Genomic DNA, 19,109 nt, shown 5'->3' with positions numbered 1-19,109 from the left:
GGGGGTGCGGCCACGCCGTCGCTGCCCGAGCGCCCGGGCGGCCGGCGGAGCGCGCCGGCCCGGGTGCCGCGTTCCGGCACGTGAACCGACCCGGGGCCCGACCGATTCGGCCGAGCCCCGGGCATACCCGGCTCAGCTCGCGAGGGCGCTCTTGGCCTTCCACTGGTCGTAGGTGAGCTGCCAGTTGCCGAAGCCGTTGCCCGGCTCGGTGGCCTCGGTGTTGTTCGAGCCCTTGACCACGACCGGGTCGCCGACCTGGACGCGGTTGTAGAACCACTCGGCGTCCGGGACGGTCATCCCGACGCAGCCGTGGCTGGTGTTGGCGACGCCGATGTTGGCGGTGTTCCACGCGGCCGAGTGGAAGAAGGTGCCGGAGGAGGTGAAGTGCACCACCCACGGGACGTCCGGGAGGTTGTAGCTGTCGCCGAGGCCGACCGTGGTCGAGTCGAGGGTCTCGGTGGCGTTCTTGTTCAGGATCACGTGCGTGCCGCCGCGGGTGGGGAACTCGTTCGAGCCGGCCGACATCTTGATCGTCTTGACCGCCGTGCCGTCCTCGATCACGGTCAGCCGCTTCTTGGGGATGTCCACCTCGACGACCCGGTTCGTGCCGACCGTGAAGGTGCTCTCGTAGTCCCGGGTGAAGTAGGTCCCCGGACCGCTGGCCACACCCGCCAGGTTCGCGTTGAGGGTGATTTTGGTACCGCTCGGCCAGAACTCGCGTGGCCGCCAGTCGACCCGGTCCTTGCCGGACTGGTCCTTGGTCCAGCCCCACGAGCCCTCGACGTTGGGCGCGGTGGTGACCTTGAGGTTGCGCTCGACCTCGGCCTTGTCCTTGACCGCGTGGTCGAACATGATCGACACCGGCTGGCCGACGCCGAACGTGCCGCCGTTGGCCGGACGCAGCGTGACCTTGTTCACGGTGTCGGCCTTGAGCGTGCCGAACTTGCTGGTGACGGAGGTCTCCGCGCCCTTCTTGCCGCGCGTGGTGGCGGTCACCGTGTAGGCGGCGCCCGGGATGGTCCGCGTGGTCGAGGTCCAGGTGCGGCCGTCCGCCCCCACCGCGCCCTCGATCGCCCGGTTCTGCGCGTCCACCACGCGCACCGAGGCCAGCGTGCCCGAGTCGGCGGTCACCGTGATCGGCTTGCCCGGCACCACACCCTGGGTCCCGTCGATCGGATCCACGCTCACCCGCGCCGGTGTGTCCTTGGCCTCATTCCCGTCCGAGCCCGGTTTCCCCTGCGCCGCCTCCGACTTCCCCGCCTTGTCCGCCCCTCCCGAACCGCATCCCGCGAGCAGGACGGCGGCCGCCGCCAGGGGCAGCGCGACCATGCGAATTCCCTTGCGGGAGCCGGATATCAGTGGCTTGCGCACGTGCTGACCTCACGAACTTGGACGACCGGGGATCGTTCAACACTAACAATGCGGATCAATTCCCCATGCCCGTCCGGGGTGTGACGGTTTCGACACCCTTGGGGCGCAACCGCCCGGCACGGCACGGCACGAAGCCGCGCCCGGAGGAAATCCCGGACGCGGCTTCGGAGTTCTCGAAGGCTCGCGCGACGGTCGACAACCGCGGTCGAGGACCGCGGCCCACCGGCCGCCCCGGCAAGCCCGACCGTGGCTACGCGGCGGCGGTGCGCCGGCGCGGGGCGCCGCCGCCGGTGGAACCGCCGGAGCGGCCCGAGGAGGCGCCGGAGGCCGCAGCGGACGGACGACGGCCCGTACCGCTGCCGCCGCCCTGGCCGGGACGACGGCCACGACCGCGCCCACCGGCCGAGCCACCGCGACGCGGCGCCTCGGAGACCGGCGAGGAGATCACGACCGGGACGCCCGAGGGCACCTGGGCGCCGGTGACGCGGGTGAGCTCCTCGTCGCCCGACCGGACCTGGATGGTCGACGCCTCGATGCCGGCGATCATCATCAGGCGGGCCATCTCGCGGCGCTGGTTCGGCGTGACCAGCGTCACGACGCTGCCCGACTCGCCGGCGCGCGCGGTACGACCGCCGCGGTGCAGGTAGTCCTTGTGGTCGGTCGGCGGGTCGATGTTGACCACCAGGTCCAGGCCGTCCACGTGGATGCCGCGGGCCGCGACGTTGGTCGCGATCAGCGCGGTGACGTGCCCGCTCTTGAACTGCTCCAGGGTGCGGGTGCGCTGCGGCTGCGACTTGCCGCCGTGCAGCGCGGCGGCGCGGACGCCGCTCTGCAACATCTGCCGGGTGAGCCGGTCCACCGCGTGCTTGGTGTCCATGAACATGATGACCCGGCCCTCACGCGCCGCGATGTGCGTCGCGGCGGTGTGCTTGTCGGCCTCGGTCACGTGCAGCACGTGGTGCTCCATCGTGGTGACCGCGCCCTGCGAGGGGTCGACCGAGTGCACCACCGGGTCGGACAGGAAGCGCTTGACCAGGCGGTCGACGTTGCGGTCGAGCGTGGCCGAGAACAACATCCGCTGGCCGTCCGGCTGCACCTGGTCGAGCAGCGCGGTGACCTGCGGCATGAAGCCCATGTCGGCCATCTGGTCGGCCTCGTCGAGCACCGTGATGCCGACCGCGTCCAGCCGCGCGTCGCCGCGGTCGATCAGGTCCTTGAGCCGGCCGGGGGTGGCCACCACGACCTCGGCGCCGTTGCGCAGCGAGCTGGCTTGGCGGCCGATCGACATGCCGCCGACGACCGTGGTCATCCGCAACTGGACCGAGTTGGCGTACGGCATCAGCGCGTCGGTGACCTGCTGCGCGAGCTCGCGGGTGGGCACCAGGACCAGGGCGAGCGGCTGCTTGCTCTCGGCCCGACGGCCGGCGATCCGGGCAAGCAGCGCGAGGCCGAACGCGAGCGTCTTGCCCGAGCCGGTCCGACCGCGACCGAGCACGTCCCGCCCGACCAGCGCGTTGGGCAGCGTGGCCGCCTGGATCGGGAACGGCTCGGTGACACCCTGGCGGGTGAGCGCGGCCAGCATCGGCTTGGGCATGTCCAGCTCGGCGAACGAGCCCACCGCGGGCAGCGAGGGGGTCGTGCTGACCGGCAGCGCGAACTCGGCCACGGGGCCGGCGGTCATCGGCTTGCGCCGGTTGCCCGACGGGGCGCCACCGCGGCCGCGGCCGCCGCCACCGCCGTAGCCGCCACTGCGGCCGGCGCTGCTGCCGCCGCCGCTGCGGCTGTATCGGTCGTTGGAGCGGGGGGTGCGATTCATGGAGAACCTTCCTCGATGCGGCGCGTATCGAGGACGTCTCCGCGGCATGACGCCGCACAAGGAGTCGCAAGAACGAGCCGAACTAGCTGAAAAAGAACCGACGTGGTGACTCGGGTCACTCGCGTCGAGATAGTGCGCAACGGTCGGGCGCCTGCCGAAGAGCGGCGGCCGATGTGCCGGACCGTGCGGGGCCGAGGCGACGAGGTCGCGTCGGGCAGGGTCCTGATCGGCGGATGTCGGGCATCCGCCTGGGGTGCTGCACCGTGGCCTTCTCGGTCGAAGAACCGTCGACCCCGATGGGGCCGCGGGCCACGGGAAGGGCCCGCACCGTGCGGCGCGGGCCCTCGCTGCACGGCCGAAGCCGCGCCCATGAGCGGGTTCAGACGATGTTGATGTTCTCCGCCTGCGGGCCCTTCTGGCCCTGCGTGACGTCGAAGGAGACCTTCTGGCCCTCCTGCAGCTCACGGAAGCCCTGAGCGTTGATGTTCGAGTAGTGGGCGAAGACGTCGGGGCCGCCACCGTCCTGCTCGATGAAGCCGAAGCCCTTTTCGCCGTTGAACCACTTCACGGTGCCAGTAGCCACGTATCTTCCCCTTCGGGGCAGTACCGGGATCTCGCACCCTGCGAGACCCGAATCGTTGCTGATTACCCCGCCCGGAGTTGGACACCGGAAAAACAAAAGTGCACCTGTTGGCTACAACCAGCAGGCGCACAGAAAATTCCATGGGAACCACAGCAGCAATTAACGTTAGCACGCCAGGCGACCGGGCCGGCGGGATATCTCGATCTTGTGCCGGCCGGCGAATCCGGCCCCGACCCGCGCGATGCCGCGCCGATCGCGCGCCGATCCCGCGATCGCACGCCGGGTGCGACCATGGACGCTCCTCCGCCCCGCCGGCCTCCCGGCGCAAGCTTCCCCGAAGGGTTCGCGTGTCCTCCTCCGACTTCCCCGCCTCCGACGCCTCCGCCCAGCCGATCCCCCTGCCCACCGTCGGCACTCCCCTGAGCCTGGAGGACGTCAGCGCGGTCGGCGGCTGCGGCGACGGGTGCGGGTGCGCCGGCGGTGGTGTCGACATCGACGCCGATCTGCTCGACGCGTTCGTCACCGAGCAGGTGCTCGTCCGCCTCGAAACCGAGCCGGCCTTCGTCGCCCGGTCCATCGCGGCGCTCGCCGCGACCGACGACCTGGATGCCGAACTGGCCGAGGAGATCGAGGAGTTGGAGTCCGACCCGGTGCTCCTGCTGGACGTGCTCGGGGCCACCCGGCAGACCCTGCCGGACATGGAGTCGGACGCCGTGGTGCTGCTCTTCCGCTACGTGATCGACCACGTCGCACTCGGCCCGGAGGAACTGCCGCTGGAGGATCGGGTGCTGATCGAGTGGCGGGTGCCGCCGGTTCAGGCCTGACCCGAACGCGTCCCGCGGGCCGGCGCGGAGCCGTTCCCGGCCGCCTCCGGGAGCGGCTCCGCGGCCGGCGGGAGCACGGCTTCGCCGGCCCGCGGCGCGCGCTCGGACGCGGGCCGCAACCGGCCCGAGAACAGGAATCCGGACCCGAGGCCGATCAGCGCCGCCGAGAAGTGGCCGATCGTGGTGAAGTCCGGGAGATCGCCGTACCACTGCGCGGACGAGAACGGGTACAGCAGGCACGCGAGCGCCCACCACGGCCGCAGCCGCCCGGGCAGCAGCGGCGTGATCGCCGCTATGGCCGCCATCGAGGCGTAGCTCACCCCGTAGTCGAGCGTGTACCGAATGTCCTCCGGATAGGTCCCGTGGTGGATCGCCGCGATCAGCACGACCGCTGTGACGAGCGTCGCACCCACGTGCCCGAGCACCGTGATCCCCACCGCACGCAGCGTGCCGATCCGGTGCTCCAGGAACGCCATGCACACCCCGATCCCGAACCCGATGGTCAGCAGGTTGCCCATCAGCGTGCCGTGCACGTCGGCCAGCATCAGGCTGCCCGCCATCGCGCGCAGCGGACGGTGGCCGAGGTTGTCGAGGTTGGTGCTGATGTCCGCCAGGAGGCGATCCGCGGCCGCGTCGGACATGAGCCATCCGACCACGATCCCGTCGATCGCGAGCAGGATCAGCACGGCGAACGTCGCCGGGCTGCGGCGCGGGTATCCGACGAGTCCGCGCAATGGGCTCGCGGGGTTCCGACTCACGGTGCGACTCTCCTTGTGCCGGCGTGGGGACGCGGCGGGAAACCACCATGCTGCATCACCAGGACAAGCCGGCGCGGCCCGGCCCCCGGATCCGGGCGGCCGACGATTCGGTGGGCGCCGAAACGACCCGCGCCTACCGTCGTGCCCGAAACCGAGTCCGCCGCCGGCGCGCACGCCGCGCACCGGCAACGCAGAGGGGTCCACACGATGTCGGATGTACGTCTTCGCCCGGCGACCGGTCCCGATCGGCGCGCCCTCGCGGCGGCCGGGGTCACGGTCTTGTTCTGGGCGTCCGCGTTCGTGTCCATCCGCAGCGCGGGCGAGCACTTCGCGCCCGGGGCGCTGGCCCTGGGGCGCATGCTCTGCGGTTCGCTCGTGCTCGGGGTGATCCTGCTCGTGCGCCGCGAGGGTCTGCCGCCGCGCGCCGCGTGGCCCGGCATCCTGCTCTCCGGCGTGTTGTGGTTCGGCCTGTACATGGCGGTGCTGAACTGGGGCGAGCGCGAGGTGGACGCGGGCACCGCGGCGATGGTGGTCAACATCGGCCCGATCGCCATCGCGCTGCTCGGCGGATGGCTGCTCAAGGAGGGCTTCGCGCCGCGACTGCTGGCGGGTATCGGCGTCTCGTTCGCGGGCGCGGTCGTGGTCGGCGTCTCGATGTCCGACGGCGGTGGGGCGCCGCTGCTGGGGGTGGGCCTGTGCGTGCTGGCCGCGCTGTCCTACGCGGCCGGTGTGGTCGCGCAGAAGCCCGCGCTGCGTCACGCCTCCGCGCTCCAGGTCACCGCGTACGGGTGCTTCGTCGGCATGTCGTGCTGCCTGCCGTTCGCGGGACAACTGGTCACGCAGACCGCCGACGCCCCGCCGGCGGCCACGCTCAACGTGATCTACCTGGGCGTCTTCCCGACCGCGCTGGGCTTCACCACGTGGGCGTACGCGCTGGCCCGCACCAGCGCCGGCCGGATGGGCAGCACCACCTACGCGGTGCCGGCCGTCGTGGTCCTGCTGGCCTGGGTGTTCCTGAGCGAGGTGCCCGGCCCGCTGACCTTCGTCGGCGGCGCGTTGTGCCTGGCCGGCGTCGCGGTCTCGCGCGGCGGTGCCCGGCGGCCGGTCGCCGGGTCCGACCGCGAGGCCGCCGATTCCCCGCCGGTGGGGCAGGATCTTCCCGGACGGTGACGGGACGAGGGAGATGTCGTGACAGTGGTGGGTCGGGTTCTGACGGACCGGTACGAACTCGTCGAACAGCGCGGTCGCGGCGGCCTCGGCCGGGTGTGGGCCGCGCGGGATCTGACCGAGTCCCGCGACGTCGCGGTCAAGCTGCTGCACGGCCCGCCGGACGACGAGGCCGCGGAGGTGTTCGTGCGCGAGGCACGGGCCGCGGCGGCGCTGACGCACCCCGGCCTGGTCCCGGTGTCCGACGTCGGGCAGGACACCGACGGCACGCCGTTCCTGGTCACCGAGTTGCTCACCGGTCGCGACCTGCGGGCGACGCTGCGCGCGGGGCTGCCCGAGGTGTCGAGCGTGCTGGCGTGGGCGACGCAGATCTGCGCCGCGCTCGAACACGCGCACGGGGCCGGGCTGGTGCACGGCGATCTCAAGCCCGCCGACCTGTTCGTGTCCGACGACGGCCGGGTCCGGGTGCTCGACCTCGGCCTGGCCGGTCGCCTCGCCCCGGTCGCCGCGACCGGCACACACCTGCTCGGGACCCTCGCCTACACCGCGCCCGAGCGCCTGCGCGGCCAGGCCGCCGCCCCCGGCTCGGATCTGTACGCGCTGGGCTGCGTGCTCTACGAACTGCTCACCGGGACCCCGCCGTTCGGCACCGGTGACGTCGCCGCCACGGTGTACGCCCAGCTCGATCGGGTCCCCGAGCCGCCGGAGCGGCGCCGCCCCGAGCTGCCGCCGCACGTGAGCCGGCTGGTCCTGGACCTGCTGGCGAAGGACCCCGCGCACCGCCCCGCCGGCGCGGCCGCGGTCGCCGCGCGGCTGACCCAGGCGCCGCCGCCCGCCCCCGCCGATCGCCCCCGGCCGCCCGCCGCACCGCCGATGATGCCGCCCCCGCCTCCGCCCGGCCCGCCGCTCCCCGCCGACCGCATCTCCTTGGCGAAACCCCTCCGGGCGGCCGTCGAGGCGCCCGCCGAGGACGACGAACCGCAGCTCCGCAGGGCGGCGGCGGCCGGCGATCCGGACGCCGCCGTGCAACTCGCCTTCCACCTCGCGGACACCGGCCGGGAGAGCGAGGCCGAGGCGCTGTACCGCGAGGCGCTGGCCCGCAACCACCCGGAGGCCGCGAACGATCTCGCCGACCTGCTCGCCGCGCACGATCGCGCCGCCGAGGCCGAGGAGTTGTACCGCCACGCGCTCGCCCAGGGGCATCCGGACGCCGCGAACAACCTCGGCCGGCTGCTGGTCCGGCTCGGCCGGGCGCCCGAGGCGGAGATGCTCTTCCGGCACGCCTCGGCGCACGGTCACGACGACGCGGCGAACAACCTGGGCCTGCTGCTCGCCGGCTCCGGCCGCCTCGACGAGGCCGAGCAGTTGTTCCGGCATGTGTACGCGCAGGGCCACCCGGACGCGGCGATCAACCTGGCCGGGCTGCTGGGCGCGCGCGGCCGATTCAAGGAGGCCGAGAAGCTCTACCGCCGCGCGTTCGCCGAGGGCCACCCGGACGCCGCGCTCGGCTTCGCCGGGCTCCTGGAGCGCCGGGGCCGCACCCGCGAGGCGGAGGAGATGTACCGCCGTGCCCTGGCCGAGGGGCATCCGGCGGCGGCCGGGCAACTCGCCCGCTTCCTCGACCTCCTCGGCCGCGGCCAGGAAGCGATGTGGCTGCGCTCGTAGCACCCGCGTCCGGCGGCGGGCCCCGCCCGCCGTCGGATCCTCGGCGTCAGTCCGCGAAGACCTCACGGAGCTTGGCCTCCTGGTCGCCGGACAGGTTGCTGCGCACCAGTTCGGCCTGGGACCCGCCGAACGCCTCGTGCACCCGGTCCACCACGGCGTTCGAGGTCATCACGAACAGCGCGGAGGTGCCGGGGGTGATCTGCCGGCGCACCTCGGCGACGAAGTCGTCGTCGATGCCGACGTCGCTCATGCTGCCGCCGAGCGCGCCCGCCGCCGCGCCGATCGCCGCGCCGAGCAGCGGCACGAAGAAGATCAGACCGAAGAGCATCCCCCAGAAGGTGCCGGACAGCGCGCCGATCCCGGTGAGGCTGTTGAGCTGCTTCGTCTTGGGCTTCTTCGCGTCCTCGGGCCACCACACCACGGCCGCGTCGTGTACCTGCACGAGTTCCTGCTTCTGGAGCGCGAGCAGGGTCTGTTCGGCGTCGGCGGCGCCGTGCGCGGTGGGGAACTTCCAGACGGTGAGCGTGGACACGGGACAACCTCCGGTATCGACAGGAAACCGCCACGCACGGAAAGCCCTGGCGGGTCCGTGCGTGGCGGATGGTGCGGACGGTGCGGGGTCAGGCCATCGGTTCGTCGCGATCGATGTCCCTGCGGTGCGCGCCGGTCCCGGTCCGCTGGGCCTCGTCCCGGGCGCGCCATTCGGAAACGCTGTCCTCCGAGTAGCCCTGCGCGGCGCCCCAACGGACGGTCAGCGCGAACAGGACCACCAGGTCGAGCGCGATCACGATGGTGGACCAGGCCGGGTGCGCGGCCAGGAAGCCGATCTGTCCGACGATGTTCAGCATCACCAGCACCGAGCCGACCACGCGGGCCCAGGTCGCGCCGGTGAGCAGTCCCATACCGACGAGCAGTTGCAGCCCGCCGAAGATCAGCAGGATCACGCCCCACGTGTCGTAGCTCCACACCAGGAGCTGACCGGACGCGGTGACGAAGTAATCGTCCTCGAACAGTGCCGCGAACCCTTGGAAGAGGTTGAGCACACCCAGGACGAGCAGAGTGCAGGCGGCGAATGCCACCCATCCGGACCAAGCGCTCGACCTGCCCATTTTGCTGTTCATGGCCTACTCCCAACCCCGGCCGGGCAGCCGGGCGGTGTTGCCTCGTACCGCTTGCCTGCCGTCGTGGGGGTCCACGACCTTGCAACACGGCTTCTCGCACTTTGACACGTAATTGGGCGATTTGCACCTTTATGATCCCCCTCCCCTCCGTACACCATTCGTCCGCTGTGAGTAGACGTCCGTTTTTCATGGAACCGGCTCGGGACACAGCGTCACGAATGGTCATGAACGGTCACGAGCGGGAGGGCGCCTCCGATGTCCCAGTCAGCCGAGCAGGGCCGGAGCCGGCATCGGTTGCGGCTCGCGGTGGCGTGTCTGCTGCTGGTCCTCGCGTGCGTCCTCACCCCGGTCGCGGTGGTCGCCGTGTGGGCCGACGACGAGATCGGCAACACCGATCGTTTCGTCGCCACGATGGCGCCGCTGTCCTCGAACGAGGCCGTGCAGGACGCCGTCGCCGCCCGGGGCACCGCCGCCGCCGTGCAGGCGGTGGACGTGTCCGGCCTGAGCAACGCGCTGCGCGAGGCGCTCGGGCTGGACCTGAACAACGGATCGGGACCGGTGTCCGGATCGATCCGGGGCCTGTTGAACGAGTCGGTCGGTCAGGCCGCGCAGGCCTTCGTCACCAGCGACGCGTTCGCCGTCGTGTGGCGCGAGGCGCTCCGCGCCGCCCACGCGTCCGCGCTGGCCGCGCTCAAGGGCGAGGACGAGGGCGCGGTGACCTCGACCGGCGGAGAGGTGGTGCTGGATCTGGGGCCGGTGGTCGACGGGGTCCGCAAAAATCTGGCGGCCGGGGGCATCCCGTTGGCGACCGGCATCCCGGACACCGATCGCCGGTTCGTGCTGTTGCACCGTGAGGGCCTGCGCAAGGGCCAGGACGTGTTCCGCGTCGTCGACGAGGCCGGGACCTGGCTGCCGATCGCCGTGGTGCTGCTCTTCCTCGCGGGCGTGTGCGTCGCGCCACGGCGTCGCCGGGTGATCATGTGGGCGGGTGTGGGCACCGTGCTCGCGATGATCGTGCTCGCCATCGCGCTCGTCGTCTCCCGCCGGATCTACCTGGACGATTTGCCTCGGGACATCTCCCGGGACGCCGGGGCGGCGATCTTCGACGCGCTGATCCGATTCCTCCGCGACACCACCCTCACGCTGACGATCACCGCGGCCGCGGTCGTGATCGCGGCGTTCCTGGTCGGCCCGGCGCGGTCGGCCGGGAAACTCCGGCGCGGGCTGGCCGCCGGCCCCGACGCGGCGGGCGGCGCGCTGGCTCGGACCGGTGCGGGCACCGGGTCGGTGGGCCGGTTCGTGGCCGCGCGACGAGGCCCGCTGTACGCCCTGGTGGGCGTGCTCGGCGGGATCTGGCTGGTGTTGTGGGACCACCCGACGGTGGGCTCGGTCCTGCTGGTCCTGGGGGTGGTCGTGGCTGTCGTGGCCGTACTGGAGGTGATCGCGGCGGCCGGGGCGCGGGAGCCGGTCGCGCTCGACCGGTGAGTGTGCGGGCGCCGGCCCGGGGATTCGTGCCGCGACTGCGGGGCCGGCTGAAGGACCTGCCGGTGATGGCCTTCGTGGGTCGGCTGACCACCAGGTTCCTGGTCGTCAACAGCATCGAGGCGGCCACCACCCTGGCCGCGAAGATGTTCCTGGCCGGCGTCCCGGCGCTGTTCGTGTTCGCCGCGTTCGCACCGGAAGCCTTGCGCGAGGAGTTGCGCGACTCGCTGCGTGCCGTGCTCGGCCTGCCGGCCGGCTCGCTGGACGAGGTCGCCCGGGTCCACGACGCGGGTGCGCACCTGCGCCAACAGACCGGTGCGGCCAGTGCGGTGTTCACCCTCCTGATGGCGGTCCAGGTGGCCCGGTCCTTGCAACGGTTGTGCCGACGGGCGTGGTTCGTGCGCGCGACCGGCTTCAGTCTGCGGCTGATCCTGCGCTGGCTGCTGTGTATGTCGGTGTGGCTGGTCGCGCTGCTGCTCCAGTCGCAGTTTCACGAGGGGTTCGGCGTCGGGCCCTGGCTCGGCGTGGTGATGCTGTTCGTGGCCTCGATGCTGGTCTGGTGGTGGACCCAGTACCTGTTCCTGGAGGGCCGGATCGGCTGGTTGCCGCTGTTGCCCAGCTCGCTGTTGGCCTCGCTGGGCACGGTCGGCGTGCAGTACGGCTCACATCTGGTGATGCCCAGGGCGGTGGCCCGCAGCGTGGCCGAGTTCGGTCCGTTCGGACTGATGCTGACCCTGATGTCATGGCTGGTCGTGGCCAGCGCGGTGGTGGTCTTCGCGATCACCATCGGTGCGTTCCTGGCCGAGGAGGAGCCGCTGCGCGGCCTGCTCGGGGCACCCGCGCCGCCGTCGACCATCGACCCCCGTCAATTCTGACCGGAGGTCTGTCCGGTGCGCCGGAACTCGGACGGCGACTGTTGCACGCGGCGGGAGAACAGCCGCGCGAAATAGGCCGGATCGTCGTAGCCGACGTTGCGGGCCACCTCGTGGATGGACTGGTCGGTGGCCAGGAGCAGGCGTTTGGCCCGGGACAACCGGGTGCGCACGATGTACTCCTTGGGGGTGGTGCCGGTCGCGCGCTGCATCTCGCTGCGCAACCCCGCCTCGTCCAGGCCCAGTCGGCGGGCGTGCTCGCCGACGGTGAGCGGCTCGGTGGCGTGCTCGTCGAAGTAGCGGACCACCCGCGAGCCGTCCTCGTCGACCCGGATCGTCTTCAGGTCGATGATCAACTGGTGCACGATCGCCGAGGTGACCACCTCGCGGTTGGGCGCGCCCGGCTCCACCGCGGTCAGCAGGCGGTCGAAGCCCTGGCGCAGCGGCCGCACCCCGCCCAGCGACATCACCGGCTCGGTCCGGTCCAGGAAGCCCAGGTCCTCGTACGCCGCGGCGGTCGGTCCCTCGAACAGCACCCAGTGCTCGCGCCAGCCGGTGGGGTCGGGGCTGTACGCGTGGTACTCGCCGGGGAAGAGCAGGAAGGCCGCGGGCGCCTGGACCGGGATCCGCGGCGCGTGTCGGTTGCCCGAGCGGAACCAGCCCGATCCACCGGTGATCAGGGTGAGTTGGTAGCAGCCCAGCACCCGGCCCTCGAACTGCATGGCGGTGACCTGCTGCCACCCCACGCCCAGGCACACCAGGCCGAGCCGCTGGTGTTCCCGGGCGGGCGTGAGGTAGCGCGCGAAGATCATGGTGCGCCGATCGTACGGCGGCGGGCGGCGGGCGTGCGGCGGTTGTTCACGCCTTCACCCCGCCCGCGACCAGGTCGGTGCGCCAGAACCGCTGGAGCGACCAGAAGGCGGCGACCAACGGGATCACCGACACCAGCGCGCCGACCACGACCAGGTTGGCGTGCGGCTGGTTGGGGTCGCTGTTCCACGCGTTCAGGCCCAGCGTGACCGGCCACAGGTGCTGGTCGTTGAGGGTGATCAGGGGCAGGAAGAAGTTGTTCCACACGGCGACCAGTTGGAACAGGAAGATGGTCACCAGCGCGGGCGACATGATCCGCAGGCCGATGGTGCGAAAGATCCGGAACTCGCTCGCACCGTCCAGGCGGGCCGCCTCGATCAGTTCGTCCGGCACCGAGGCCTCGGCGTAGGTCTTGGCCAGGAACACGCCGAACGGGCTCACCGCGGCGGGCAGCAACACCGCCCAGACGGTGTCGACCAGGTGCACCTTGGAGAGCATCAGGTAGATCGGCAGCGCGAGCATCGGGGTGGGGATCAGCACCGCGCCCAGGATCACCGAGAAGATCGCGCCCCGCCCGCGGAACCGGTACTTGGCCAGCGCGTAGCCGGCCATCGCGGCCAGCAGGGTGGCCACCACGCCGCCGCCGACCGCGTACAGCACCGAGTTGAACACCCAGCGCAGGAAGATGCCGCCGTCCTCGGAGAAGAGTTGGCGCAGGTTGGCACCCAGGTTCCAGTCGGCGAACCAGAAGCCGTTGCTGCCGAACAGGTCACTGGAGGACTTGGTCGAGGAGACCAGCAGCCACCACACCGGCATCAGGAAGTAGGTCGCCACCAGGAACAGGAACGAGGTGGTCAATACCTGCGAACGCATGGGCGTGGTACGACCCTTGCCCACCCGGGTCGCGGGTCGCGGCGTACGTTCGCGGACCGGGCTCGCGGGCGGTGTGGTCAGCGTCGTCACAGCGAGGACCTGCCGTTCGTGAGCCGGGCGGAGAGCTTGAGGACCACGAAGGACAACACGCACGTGCCCAGGGCGAGCAGCACCGAGACGGCGGCGCCCTGGCCGTAGTCGTTGTTCTCGACGGCCTTGTGGTAGGCGGACATGATCGGCGTGTAGTCCGCGTCCACGGACGAGGTCAGCGGTCGCAAAACGCGCGGTTCGGTGTAGAGCTGGAGCGTGCCGATCACCGAGAACACGGTGGTGAGCGCGATCGCCGGGGCCACCAGCGGAACCTTGATCCGCCACGCCGTGCGCCATGGTCCGCAACCGTCCAACTCGGCCGCCTCGTACAGCTCTTGCGGGATGGCCTGGAGCGCGGAGTAGATGACCAGCATGTTGTAGCCGGTCCAGGTCCAGGTGACCACGTTCGCGATCGACCACAACACGGCGTCCTCGCCGAGGAAGTCGGAGGGCAGGCCGACCGCGTCGAGCACGCTCACCACCGGGCTGGATCGCGGCATGTAGAGGAAGGCCCACAAGATGGTGGCGACCACGCCGGGGATCGCGTAGGGCAGGAAGTAGGCGGTGCGGAAGAAGCCCTTGAGCCGGGCCGACTTCGCGTCCAGGAGCAGCGCGAGCACCAGCGCGAGGCCGAGCATCACCGGCACCTGGACCACGCCGAACAGCAGCACCCGGCCCACGCCGTGCCACAGCGCGTCGTCGTGCAGCGCCTTGGTGTAGTTCTCGAAGCCCGCGTACACCCGCTTCGGCGGGGTCAGGCCCAGGCCGGAGCGCTGCATCTTGTGCAGGCTCTCGACGATCGCGTAGCCGACGGGGACCGCGTACATCGCGGCGAACAGCACGCCGAAGGGCGTAAGGAACATCAGGGGTGCGGACCGCCGGCGCTTGCGCCGCGGGATCGGTGCGCTCAAGGGCGGGCTCCCGGTGGATGGTGCGGTTGATTGGAACCGGTGGGTGGGGCCGACGGCGGCGTGCCCGCCGTCCGCGCGAGGTGACGCGGGACGACGGGGCACGGTGCGAACCGCCCGCTACGTCGGGGTGGTGACGGCGGGTCAGCCCGCGGCGGCCTTCAGTCCCTTGTCCTGGACGGCCTTGATCGTGGTGCCCTGGACGCCGGTCAGCGCGTCGGCGAGCTTGCCGTTGCCGGCGCCGGCCTTGCCGAGCCGGTCGGTCAGGTCGGCGGAGACCTGGGTCATCGTGGGACCCCACTGCCAGCCGGCCGGGACCTGCGCGGCGGACTCCCTGAAGATGTCGTAGATCTTCGCGTTGCCGAAGTACGCGGACGGCTGCCGCATCGCCTCCAGGTCCGCCCCGGCGGTGGCCGCCGGGTAGATGCCCGCGTCCTTGACCAGCGTGGTCAGGCTCGCGGTGTCGCTGCTCATCCAGTCCGCGAAGGCGACCGCGGCCTTGGTGTTCTTGCAACCCTTGAGCACGGCCGTGCCGGAACCGCCGATGTTGCCGGTGGCCTTGCCGTTCGCGTCCCACTGCGGCATCGGCGCGACCGCCCACTTGCCCGCCGCGTCCTTGGCGTTCTCCTCCAGCAGCGCGGTGAACCACACCGGGCCGACATAGCTGGCCACGCTGCCGTCGCCGAACCGCTTGTACCAGTCGGGGGTGAAGGTCGGGTCGGACGAGACGACCTTCCTGTCCAGCAACTGCTGCCAGTACTGGGCGACCTTCTGCGTGCCGGGCTCGGTGAGCGAGACCTTCCAGGTCTCGCCCTCGGGCTTGAACCAGCTGCCGCCGTTCTGCCAGGCCATGCCCGCGTACCACCACGGGTCGTTGCCACCGAAGGCCGAGTAGGCCACCGCCGGGTCGGCCGTGTGCACCTTGTCCGCCTGCTGGGCGAACTCGTCCCAGGTCTTGGGCGGGGTCAGGCCGTTCCTGGCGAACACGTCGGTGCGGTAGAACATCGCCACCGGGCCGGTGTCCACCGGGATCCCGTAGGTCTTGCCCGCGACGCTCATCTGCGACCAGGCGCCGGCCGAGTACTTCGACTTGACCGCCGCCGCTTCCTTGTCCACGTCCTGGAGCGCGCCCTCGACCAGGAAGCTGGGCAGCGTCTCGTAGCCCATCTGCGCCAGGCACGGCGCGTTGTTCGCCTTCACCGCGGCGAGCATCTTGGCGTAGCCGCCCTTGGAGCCCGGCTCGACCTTGTTGTAGTTGACGTGGATGTCGGGGTGCGCGGCGTTGAACGCGGTCACGGCCTTGTCGTAGGCCGGGTTCCAGCCCCAGAAGTCGAGCTGGGCGGTGCCCTGGCCCCCGGCCTTGTCGCCCTGTGCCGCCTTGTCGGTCCGGTCGCCGGAGTCCGAGTCGGAGCCGCAGGCGGTGAGCACGGTCAGGGCCGCGATCGTGGCCGCGACGGCGGCGCGCCGGGCCGTCCCGCCGGCTCGGCGCGAGGAGCGCGAAGCGGCGGGTGACGACGAGCGCGGAACGCGGGTGCTACCCCACATGAGGTGGCCGTCCCTTCGGGAAATGGGCAGGGCTCGACGGAGCCCGGCGCGTGGTCGGAGGCAGTGGAGGCTGTCTTGGCCGCCGATCATGTGCCCTGCCCGACAAGGCGTCAACGGGTTGCCGCCGCCCTCGTGCCTTAGTCGCAGTGATCCTCAAGAAAAGTCCAAGTGCGTGGTCACCGAATGGCAAGGAAGGTGAACCAGAGAGTATCCACCCTGGTGAGAGCCTCGACAGGACGGGTAGCGGAATGCAAAAAAGTCCACGACACCGTGAAGAAGAGTGCACATCCGGGCCGCGCGCCTCGTGCACGATGATCCGGTCCCACCGCACGGATCTGCCCGAGGAGTGTCTTGACCACCCCCAGCCTCGTCCCGAGTCGAGACGGCTTCGCCCTCGACGGCAGGCCGTTTCGCATGCTCTCCGGTGCCCTGCACTACTTCCGCGTCCACCCCGGGCAGTGGGACGACCGGCTCACCCGGCTGCGCGGCCTGGGTCTGAACACGGTCGAGACCTACGTCGCCTGGAACGTGCACGAACCCACCCCGGGACGCTTCGACTTCACCGGCGGCAAGGACCTGGTCGCGTTCCTGCGCGCGGCCGAGCGGCACGGGCTCAAGGCGATCGTCCGGCCCGGCCCCTACATCTGTGCGGAGTGGGAGTTCGGCGGCCTGCCCGCGTGGCTGCTCAAGGATCCGGGGATGCGGCTGCGGTGCGCCCACCCGCCGTACCTGGCCGCCGTGGACCGCTACCTCGACGCGGTCATGCCGCTGCTGGAGCCGCTGCTCGCCGAGCACGGCGGGCCGGTGATCGCGCTCCAGGTGGAGAACGAGTACGGCAGCTACGGCAACGACGTCGCGCACCTGCGGCACCTGGTCGAGGGGCTGCGCCGGCGCGGCGCGAACGGACTGCTGTTCACCTCCGACGGGCCCACCGAACCGATGCTCCAGGGCGGGACCGTGGCCGGCGTGTTGCCCACGGTGAACTTCGGCTCGCGCGCGGACGAGGCGTTCGCGACGCTGCGCCGCTGGTCGCCGGACGGGCCGCCGGTGTGCATGGAGTTCTGGAACGGCTGGTTCGACCACTGGCGCGACCCGCACCACGTGCGGGACGCGGCGGACGCGGCGGGCGTGCTCGACGACATGCTCGCGGCCGGCGGGTCGGTGAACCTGTACATGGCGCACGGCGGCACCAACTTCGGGCTGATGAACGGCGCCAACGAGCACGAGGGCGTCTACCAACCGACGGTGACCAGCTACGACTACGACGCGCCGATCGGCGAGGCCGGCGAGCTCACCGAGAAGTACTGGGCCCTCCGCGAGGTGATCGGGCGCTACGCGCCGCTGCCGGCCGAACCGCCGCCGGCCCTACCGCCCCGGATCAAGCTCGGCGAGGTCGCGCTGCCCTCGGCGGCGGCGCTGCTCGCGCACGTCGAGGACCTGTCCGCGCCCGTGTACTCGCCCGGCACGCTGACCATGGAGGAGCTCGATCAGGCGTACGGCTTCGTCCTGTACCGCACGTGGGTCAGCGGCCCGCGCGAGGCGGCGCCGCTGCACGTGGACGGGCTGGCCGACCGGGCGCAGGTGTTCCTGGACGGGGTGCCGATCGCGGTGCTCGACCGCGGCGAGGGCGGTTCGGCCTCGTGCGAGCTTGCCATTCCCGCCGGCGGCGCGCGCTTGGACCTGCTGGTGGAGAACTGCGGGCGGATCAACTACGGGCCCGGCCTGCACGACCGCAAGGGCATCACCCGGGGTGTGCGGTTGGAGCGGCAGAACCTGTTCGGCTGGCAGATGTACCCGCTGCCGTTGGACGCGCCGGGCGGGCCGGTGTTGCCGGACGCCGCCGGGCCGATCCCGGCGGGCGTACCGGTGCTGCGCTCGGGCACCTTCGAGGTGGAGGCGGTCGGGGACACCTTCGTCCGGCTGGACGGGTGGACCAAGGGGCTGGTCTGGATCAACGGCTTTCTGCTCGGCCGCTACTGGAGCACCGGTCCGCAGCGCACGCTGTACGTTCCGGCGCCGGTGCTGCGCGCGGGGGCGAACGCGGTGACCGTGCTGGAACTGCACGGCCCCGGCGGAGCACAGGTCACCTTCACGGACACGCCCGACCTCGGCGAACCCGCGGCGGCGCCGATCGAGTAGGCGGGCGCGGTCGCCCGCCGGGTGGGCCGACGGGCAGCTCGCGCGGGCGCGGAGCCGCCGATCGCGCGGCGGGCCTCAGTCCGCGTCCGGTTCGCTGTGGCCGGCTCGGCGGGCCAGGTCGACGAACAGTCGCGCCGAGCGGGTGCGGGCGTTCTCCTTGCAGACCAGCATGATGCCGCGGCGCAGCGGCGGGTCGAGCGAGCGGATCACGGCCGAGTCGCCGAACACGTCCTCGGCCACGTCCCGGTACCAGATCAGCGAACCCTCGCCGTTGAGGACGCCGGCGACCCAGTTGACCCGGTCGTTGTGCTCGCAGGCGCCGATCGGCCGCACGCCCATCTCGGCGAACATCGCCTCGAATTGCGAGCGCCGCTCGCTGCCGCGCTCCGGGAGCACCATCGGGAGGCCGTCCAGCGCGTTCCAGGGCACCGGGTCCGGCAGCCGCGTGTCCGGCGGCGAGACGAGCACCACCTCGGCGTCGGCCAGCCGGTAGGTGCGCAGGTCGCCGGGCCCGGGCGCGTCCGCCACCCCGATCTCGGCGGTGCCCGACCGTACCGCGGCCAGCACCGCTCCACGCGCGTCGTGCCGGGTCACCTCGATCGGCGCCTCGGGGTGCTCTCCCGCGAACGCCGCGACCAGTCGGGCCACGCGGCCGATCGCGAGCGTGGATGTGGTGGCGACGGTCAGCGTCGGCTCGGAGACCGGACCGGCCACCCGGCCGATGTCCTCGATCGCGGTGACGGTGTCGAGCACGGTCCGGGCGAGCCGGACCACCCGGGAGCCCTCGGCGGTCAGTCCCACCGTCCGGCCTTCGCGCACGAACAGTTCGGCGCCCAACTCGTGTTCGAGTGCCTTGAGCGCCCGCGACAGCGCGGACTGGGCGACGTAGAGGGCTTCGGCGGCGGCGGTCATGGTGCCGAAGTTCGCGACGGCGACGAGGTAGCGGAGCTGCTGGAGGGTCACGCGCCGCACCATAACGGTCACACCACCCATACCGGCAGGGTGCGAAACCGGCCAATTCCCTTTCGTGGAACGGTGGTGTGGGTGGGTCGGGTGAATCTCCAGGGCATCGGTGTATGCCGAGC

Annotated in this window: 17 protein-coding genes; 6 read left to right on the top strand and 11 right to left on the bottom strand. The window is 71.6% G+C overall.

Annotated features, from left to right (window positions below; genetic code table 11):
• Positions 1 to 132 precede the first annotated feature (132 nt).
• From ACZ4FV_RS36015 to ACZ4FV_RS36005, 3 genes are all read right to left on the bottom strand, one after another.
• Positions 133 to 1,371, bottom strand: a complete 1,239-nt coding sequence (locus ACZ4FV_RS36015) for a L,D-transpeptidase (protein ID WP_402229560.1) — start codon at positions 1,369 to 1,371, stop codon at positions 133 to 135.
• A 250-nt stretch (positions 1,372 to 1,621) separates the two neighbouring features.
• Entirely contained in the window at positions 1,622 to 3,187 is a 1,566-nt protein-coding gene (locus ACZ4FV_RS36010) for a DEAD/DEAH box helicase (protein WP_402229562.1), read from the bottom strand.
• A gap of 379 nt (positions 3,188 to 3,566) precedes the next feature.
• Positions 3,567 to 3,770: a cold-shock protein gene (locus ACZ4FV_RS36005; protein WP_020554660.1), complete on the bottom strand. Its 204-nt coding sequence runs from the start codon at positions 3,768 to 3,770 to the stop codon at positions 3,567 to 3,569.
• Between the two features lie 347 nt (positions 3,771 to 4,117).
• Between ACZ4FV_RS36005 and ACZ4FV_RS36000 the strand changes: the two genes are divergently transcribed.
• Positions 4,118 to 4,594, top strand: a complete 477-nt coding sequence (locus tag ACZ4FV_RS36000) for a hypothetical protein (protein ID WP_402229565.1) — start codon at positions 4,118 to 4,120, stop codon at positions 4,592 to 4,594.
• On the opposite strand, the gene ACZ4FV_RS35995 is transcribed toward ACZ4FV_RS36000, so the two are convergent.
• Positions 4,585 to 5,352, bottom strand: a complete 768-nt coding sequence (locus tag ACZ4FV_RS35995) for a rhomboid-like protein (RefSeq protein WP_395869555.1) — start codon at positions 5,350 to 5,352, stop codon at positions 4,585 to 4,587. The two genes, ACZ4FV_RS36000 and ACZ4FV_RS35995, sit on opposite strands and share 10 nt — an antisense overlap.
• A gap of 207 nt (positions 5,353 to 5,559) precedes the next feature.
• Here ACZ4FV_RS35995 and ACZ4FV_RS35990 point away from each other — a divergent pair, with 207 nt between their 5' ends.
• Positions 5,560 to 6,522: a DMT family transporter gene (locus ACZ4FV_RS35990; protein WP_402229567.1), complete on the top strand. Its 963-nt coding sequence runs from the start codon at positions 5,560 to 5,562 to the stop codon at positions 6,520 to 6,522.
• An 18-nt stretch (positions 6,523 to 6,540) separates the two neighbouring features.
• Positions 6,541 to 8,184, top strand: a complete 1,644-nt coding sequence (locus ACZ4FV_RS35985; protein WP_402229569.1) for a tetratricopeptide repeat protein — start codon at positions 6,541 to 6,543, stop codon at positions 8,182 to 8,184.
• Positions 8,185 to 8,230: 46 nt separating this feature from the next.
• On the opposite strand, the gene ACZ4FV_RS35980 is transcribed toward ACZ4FV_RS35985, so the two are convergent.
• Positions 8,231 to 8,716, bottom strand: a complete 486-nt coding sequence (locus tag ACZ4FV_RS35980; RefSeq protein ID WP_395869561.1) for a DUF1269 domain-containing protein — start codon at positions 8,714 to 8,716, stop codon at positions 8,231 to 8,233.
• 88 nt (positions 8,717 to 8,804) lie between these two features.
• Entirely contained in the window at positions 8,805 to 9,305 is a 501-nt protein-coding gene (locus tag ACZ4FV_RS35975; RefSeq protein WP_395869563.1) for a DUF7144 family membrane protein, read from the bottom strand.
• A gap of 255 nt (positions 9,306 to 9,560) precedes the next feature.
• Here ACZ4FV_RS35975 and ACZ4FV_RS35970 point away from each other — a divergent pair, with 255 nt between their 5' ends.
• Entirely contained in the window at positions 9,561 to 10,790 is a 1,230-nt protein-coding gene (locus tag ACZ4FV_RS35970; RefSeq protein ID WP_395869565.1) for a hypothetical protein, read from the top strand.
• Positions 10,787 to 11,662, top strand: coding sequence for a ribonuclease BN (locus ACZ4FV_RS35965; protein WP_465324607.1), 876 nt, complete (start codon positions 10,787 to 10,789; stop codon positions 11,660 to 11,662). Before ACZ4FV_RS35970 ends, ACZ4FV_RS35965 begins: the two co-directional genes overlap by 4 nt.
• Here the strand turns inward: ACZ4FV_RS35965 and ACZ4FV_RS35960 are convergent.
• From ACZ4FV_RS35960 to ACZ4FV_RS35945, 4 genes are all read right to left on the bottom strand, one after another.
• Positions 11,653 to 12,471: an AraC family transcriptional regulator gene (locus tag ACZ4FV_RS35960; protein ID WP_395869569.1), complete on the bottom strand. Its 819-nt coding sequence runs from the start codon at positions 12,469 to 12,471 to the stop codon at positions 11,653 to 11,655. The two genes, ACZ4FV_RS35965 and ACZ4FV_RS35960, sit on opposite strands and share 10 nt — an antisense overlap.
• Before the next feature lie 46 nt (positions 12,472 to 12,517).
• Positions 12,518 to 13,432 carry a carbohydrate ABC transporter permease gene (locus tag ACZ4FV_RS35955; protein ID WP_395869571.1) on the bottom strand — a complete coding sequence of 305 codons (915 nt, stop codon included), beginning with the start codon at positions 13,430 to 13,432 and terminating at the stop codon, positions 12,518 to 12,520.
• Complete coding sequence (locus tag ACZ4FV_RS35950) at positions 13,429 to 14,295, bottom strand: carbohydrate ABC transporter permease (protein WP_395869612.1); 867 nt, start codon at positions 14,293 to 14,295, stop codon at positions 13,429 to 13,431. The genes ACZ4FV_RS35955 and ACZ4FV_RS35950 overlap by 4 nt, the downstream gene beginning before the upstream one ends.
• Before the next feature lie 189 nt (positions 14,296 to 14,484).
• Positions 14,485 to 15,885, bottom strand: coding sequence for an ABC transporter substrate-binding protein (locus ACZ4FV_RS35945; RefSeq protein ID WP_402229578.1), 1,401 nt, complete (start codon positions 15,883 to 15,885; stop codon positions 14,485 to 14,487).
• A 414-nt stretch (positions 15,886 to 16,299) separates the two neighbouring features.
• Here ACZ4FV_RS35945 and ACZ4FV_RS35940 point away from each other — a divergent pair, with 414 nt between their 5' ends.
• The gene (locus ACZ4FV_RS35940; protein WP_465324651.1) at positions 16,300 to 18,024 is read left to right on the top strand and encodes a glycoside hydrolase family 35 protein; all 1,725 of its coding nucleotides are present in this window, start codon (positions 16,300 to 16,302) and stop codon (positions 18,022 to 18,024) included.
• A gap of 75 nt (positions 18,025 to 18,099) precedes the next feature.
• On the opposite strand, the gene ACZ4FV_RS35935 is transcribed toward ACZ4FV_RS35940, so the two are convergent.
• Positions 18,100 to 18,987, bottom strand: a complete 888-nt coding sequence (locus tag ACZ4FV_RS35935) for a LysR family transcriptional regulator (RefSeq protein WP_395869575.1) — start codon at positions 18,985 to 18,987, stop codon at positions 18,100 to 18,102.
• Positions 18,988 to 19,109: the final 122 nt, after the last annotated feature.

The organism is Embleya sp. NPDC025285 (assembly GCF_055558835.1).
Note: the sequence above shows the minus strand (reverse complement) of the source record. Positions and strands in the feature narration are given on the sequence as shown.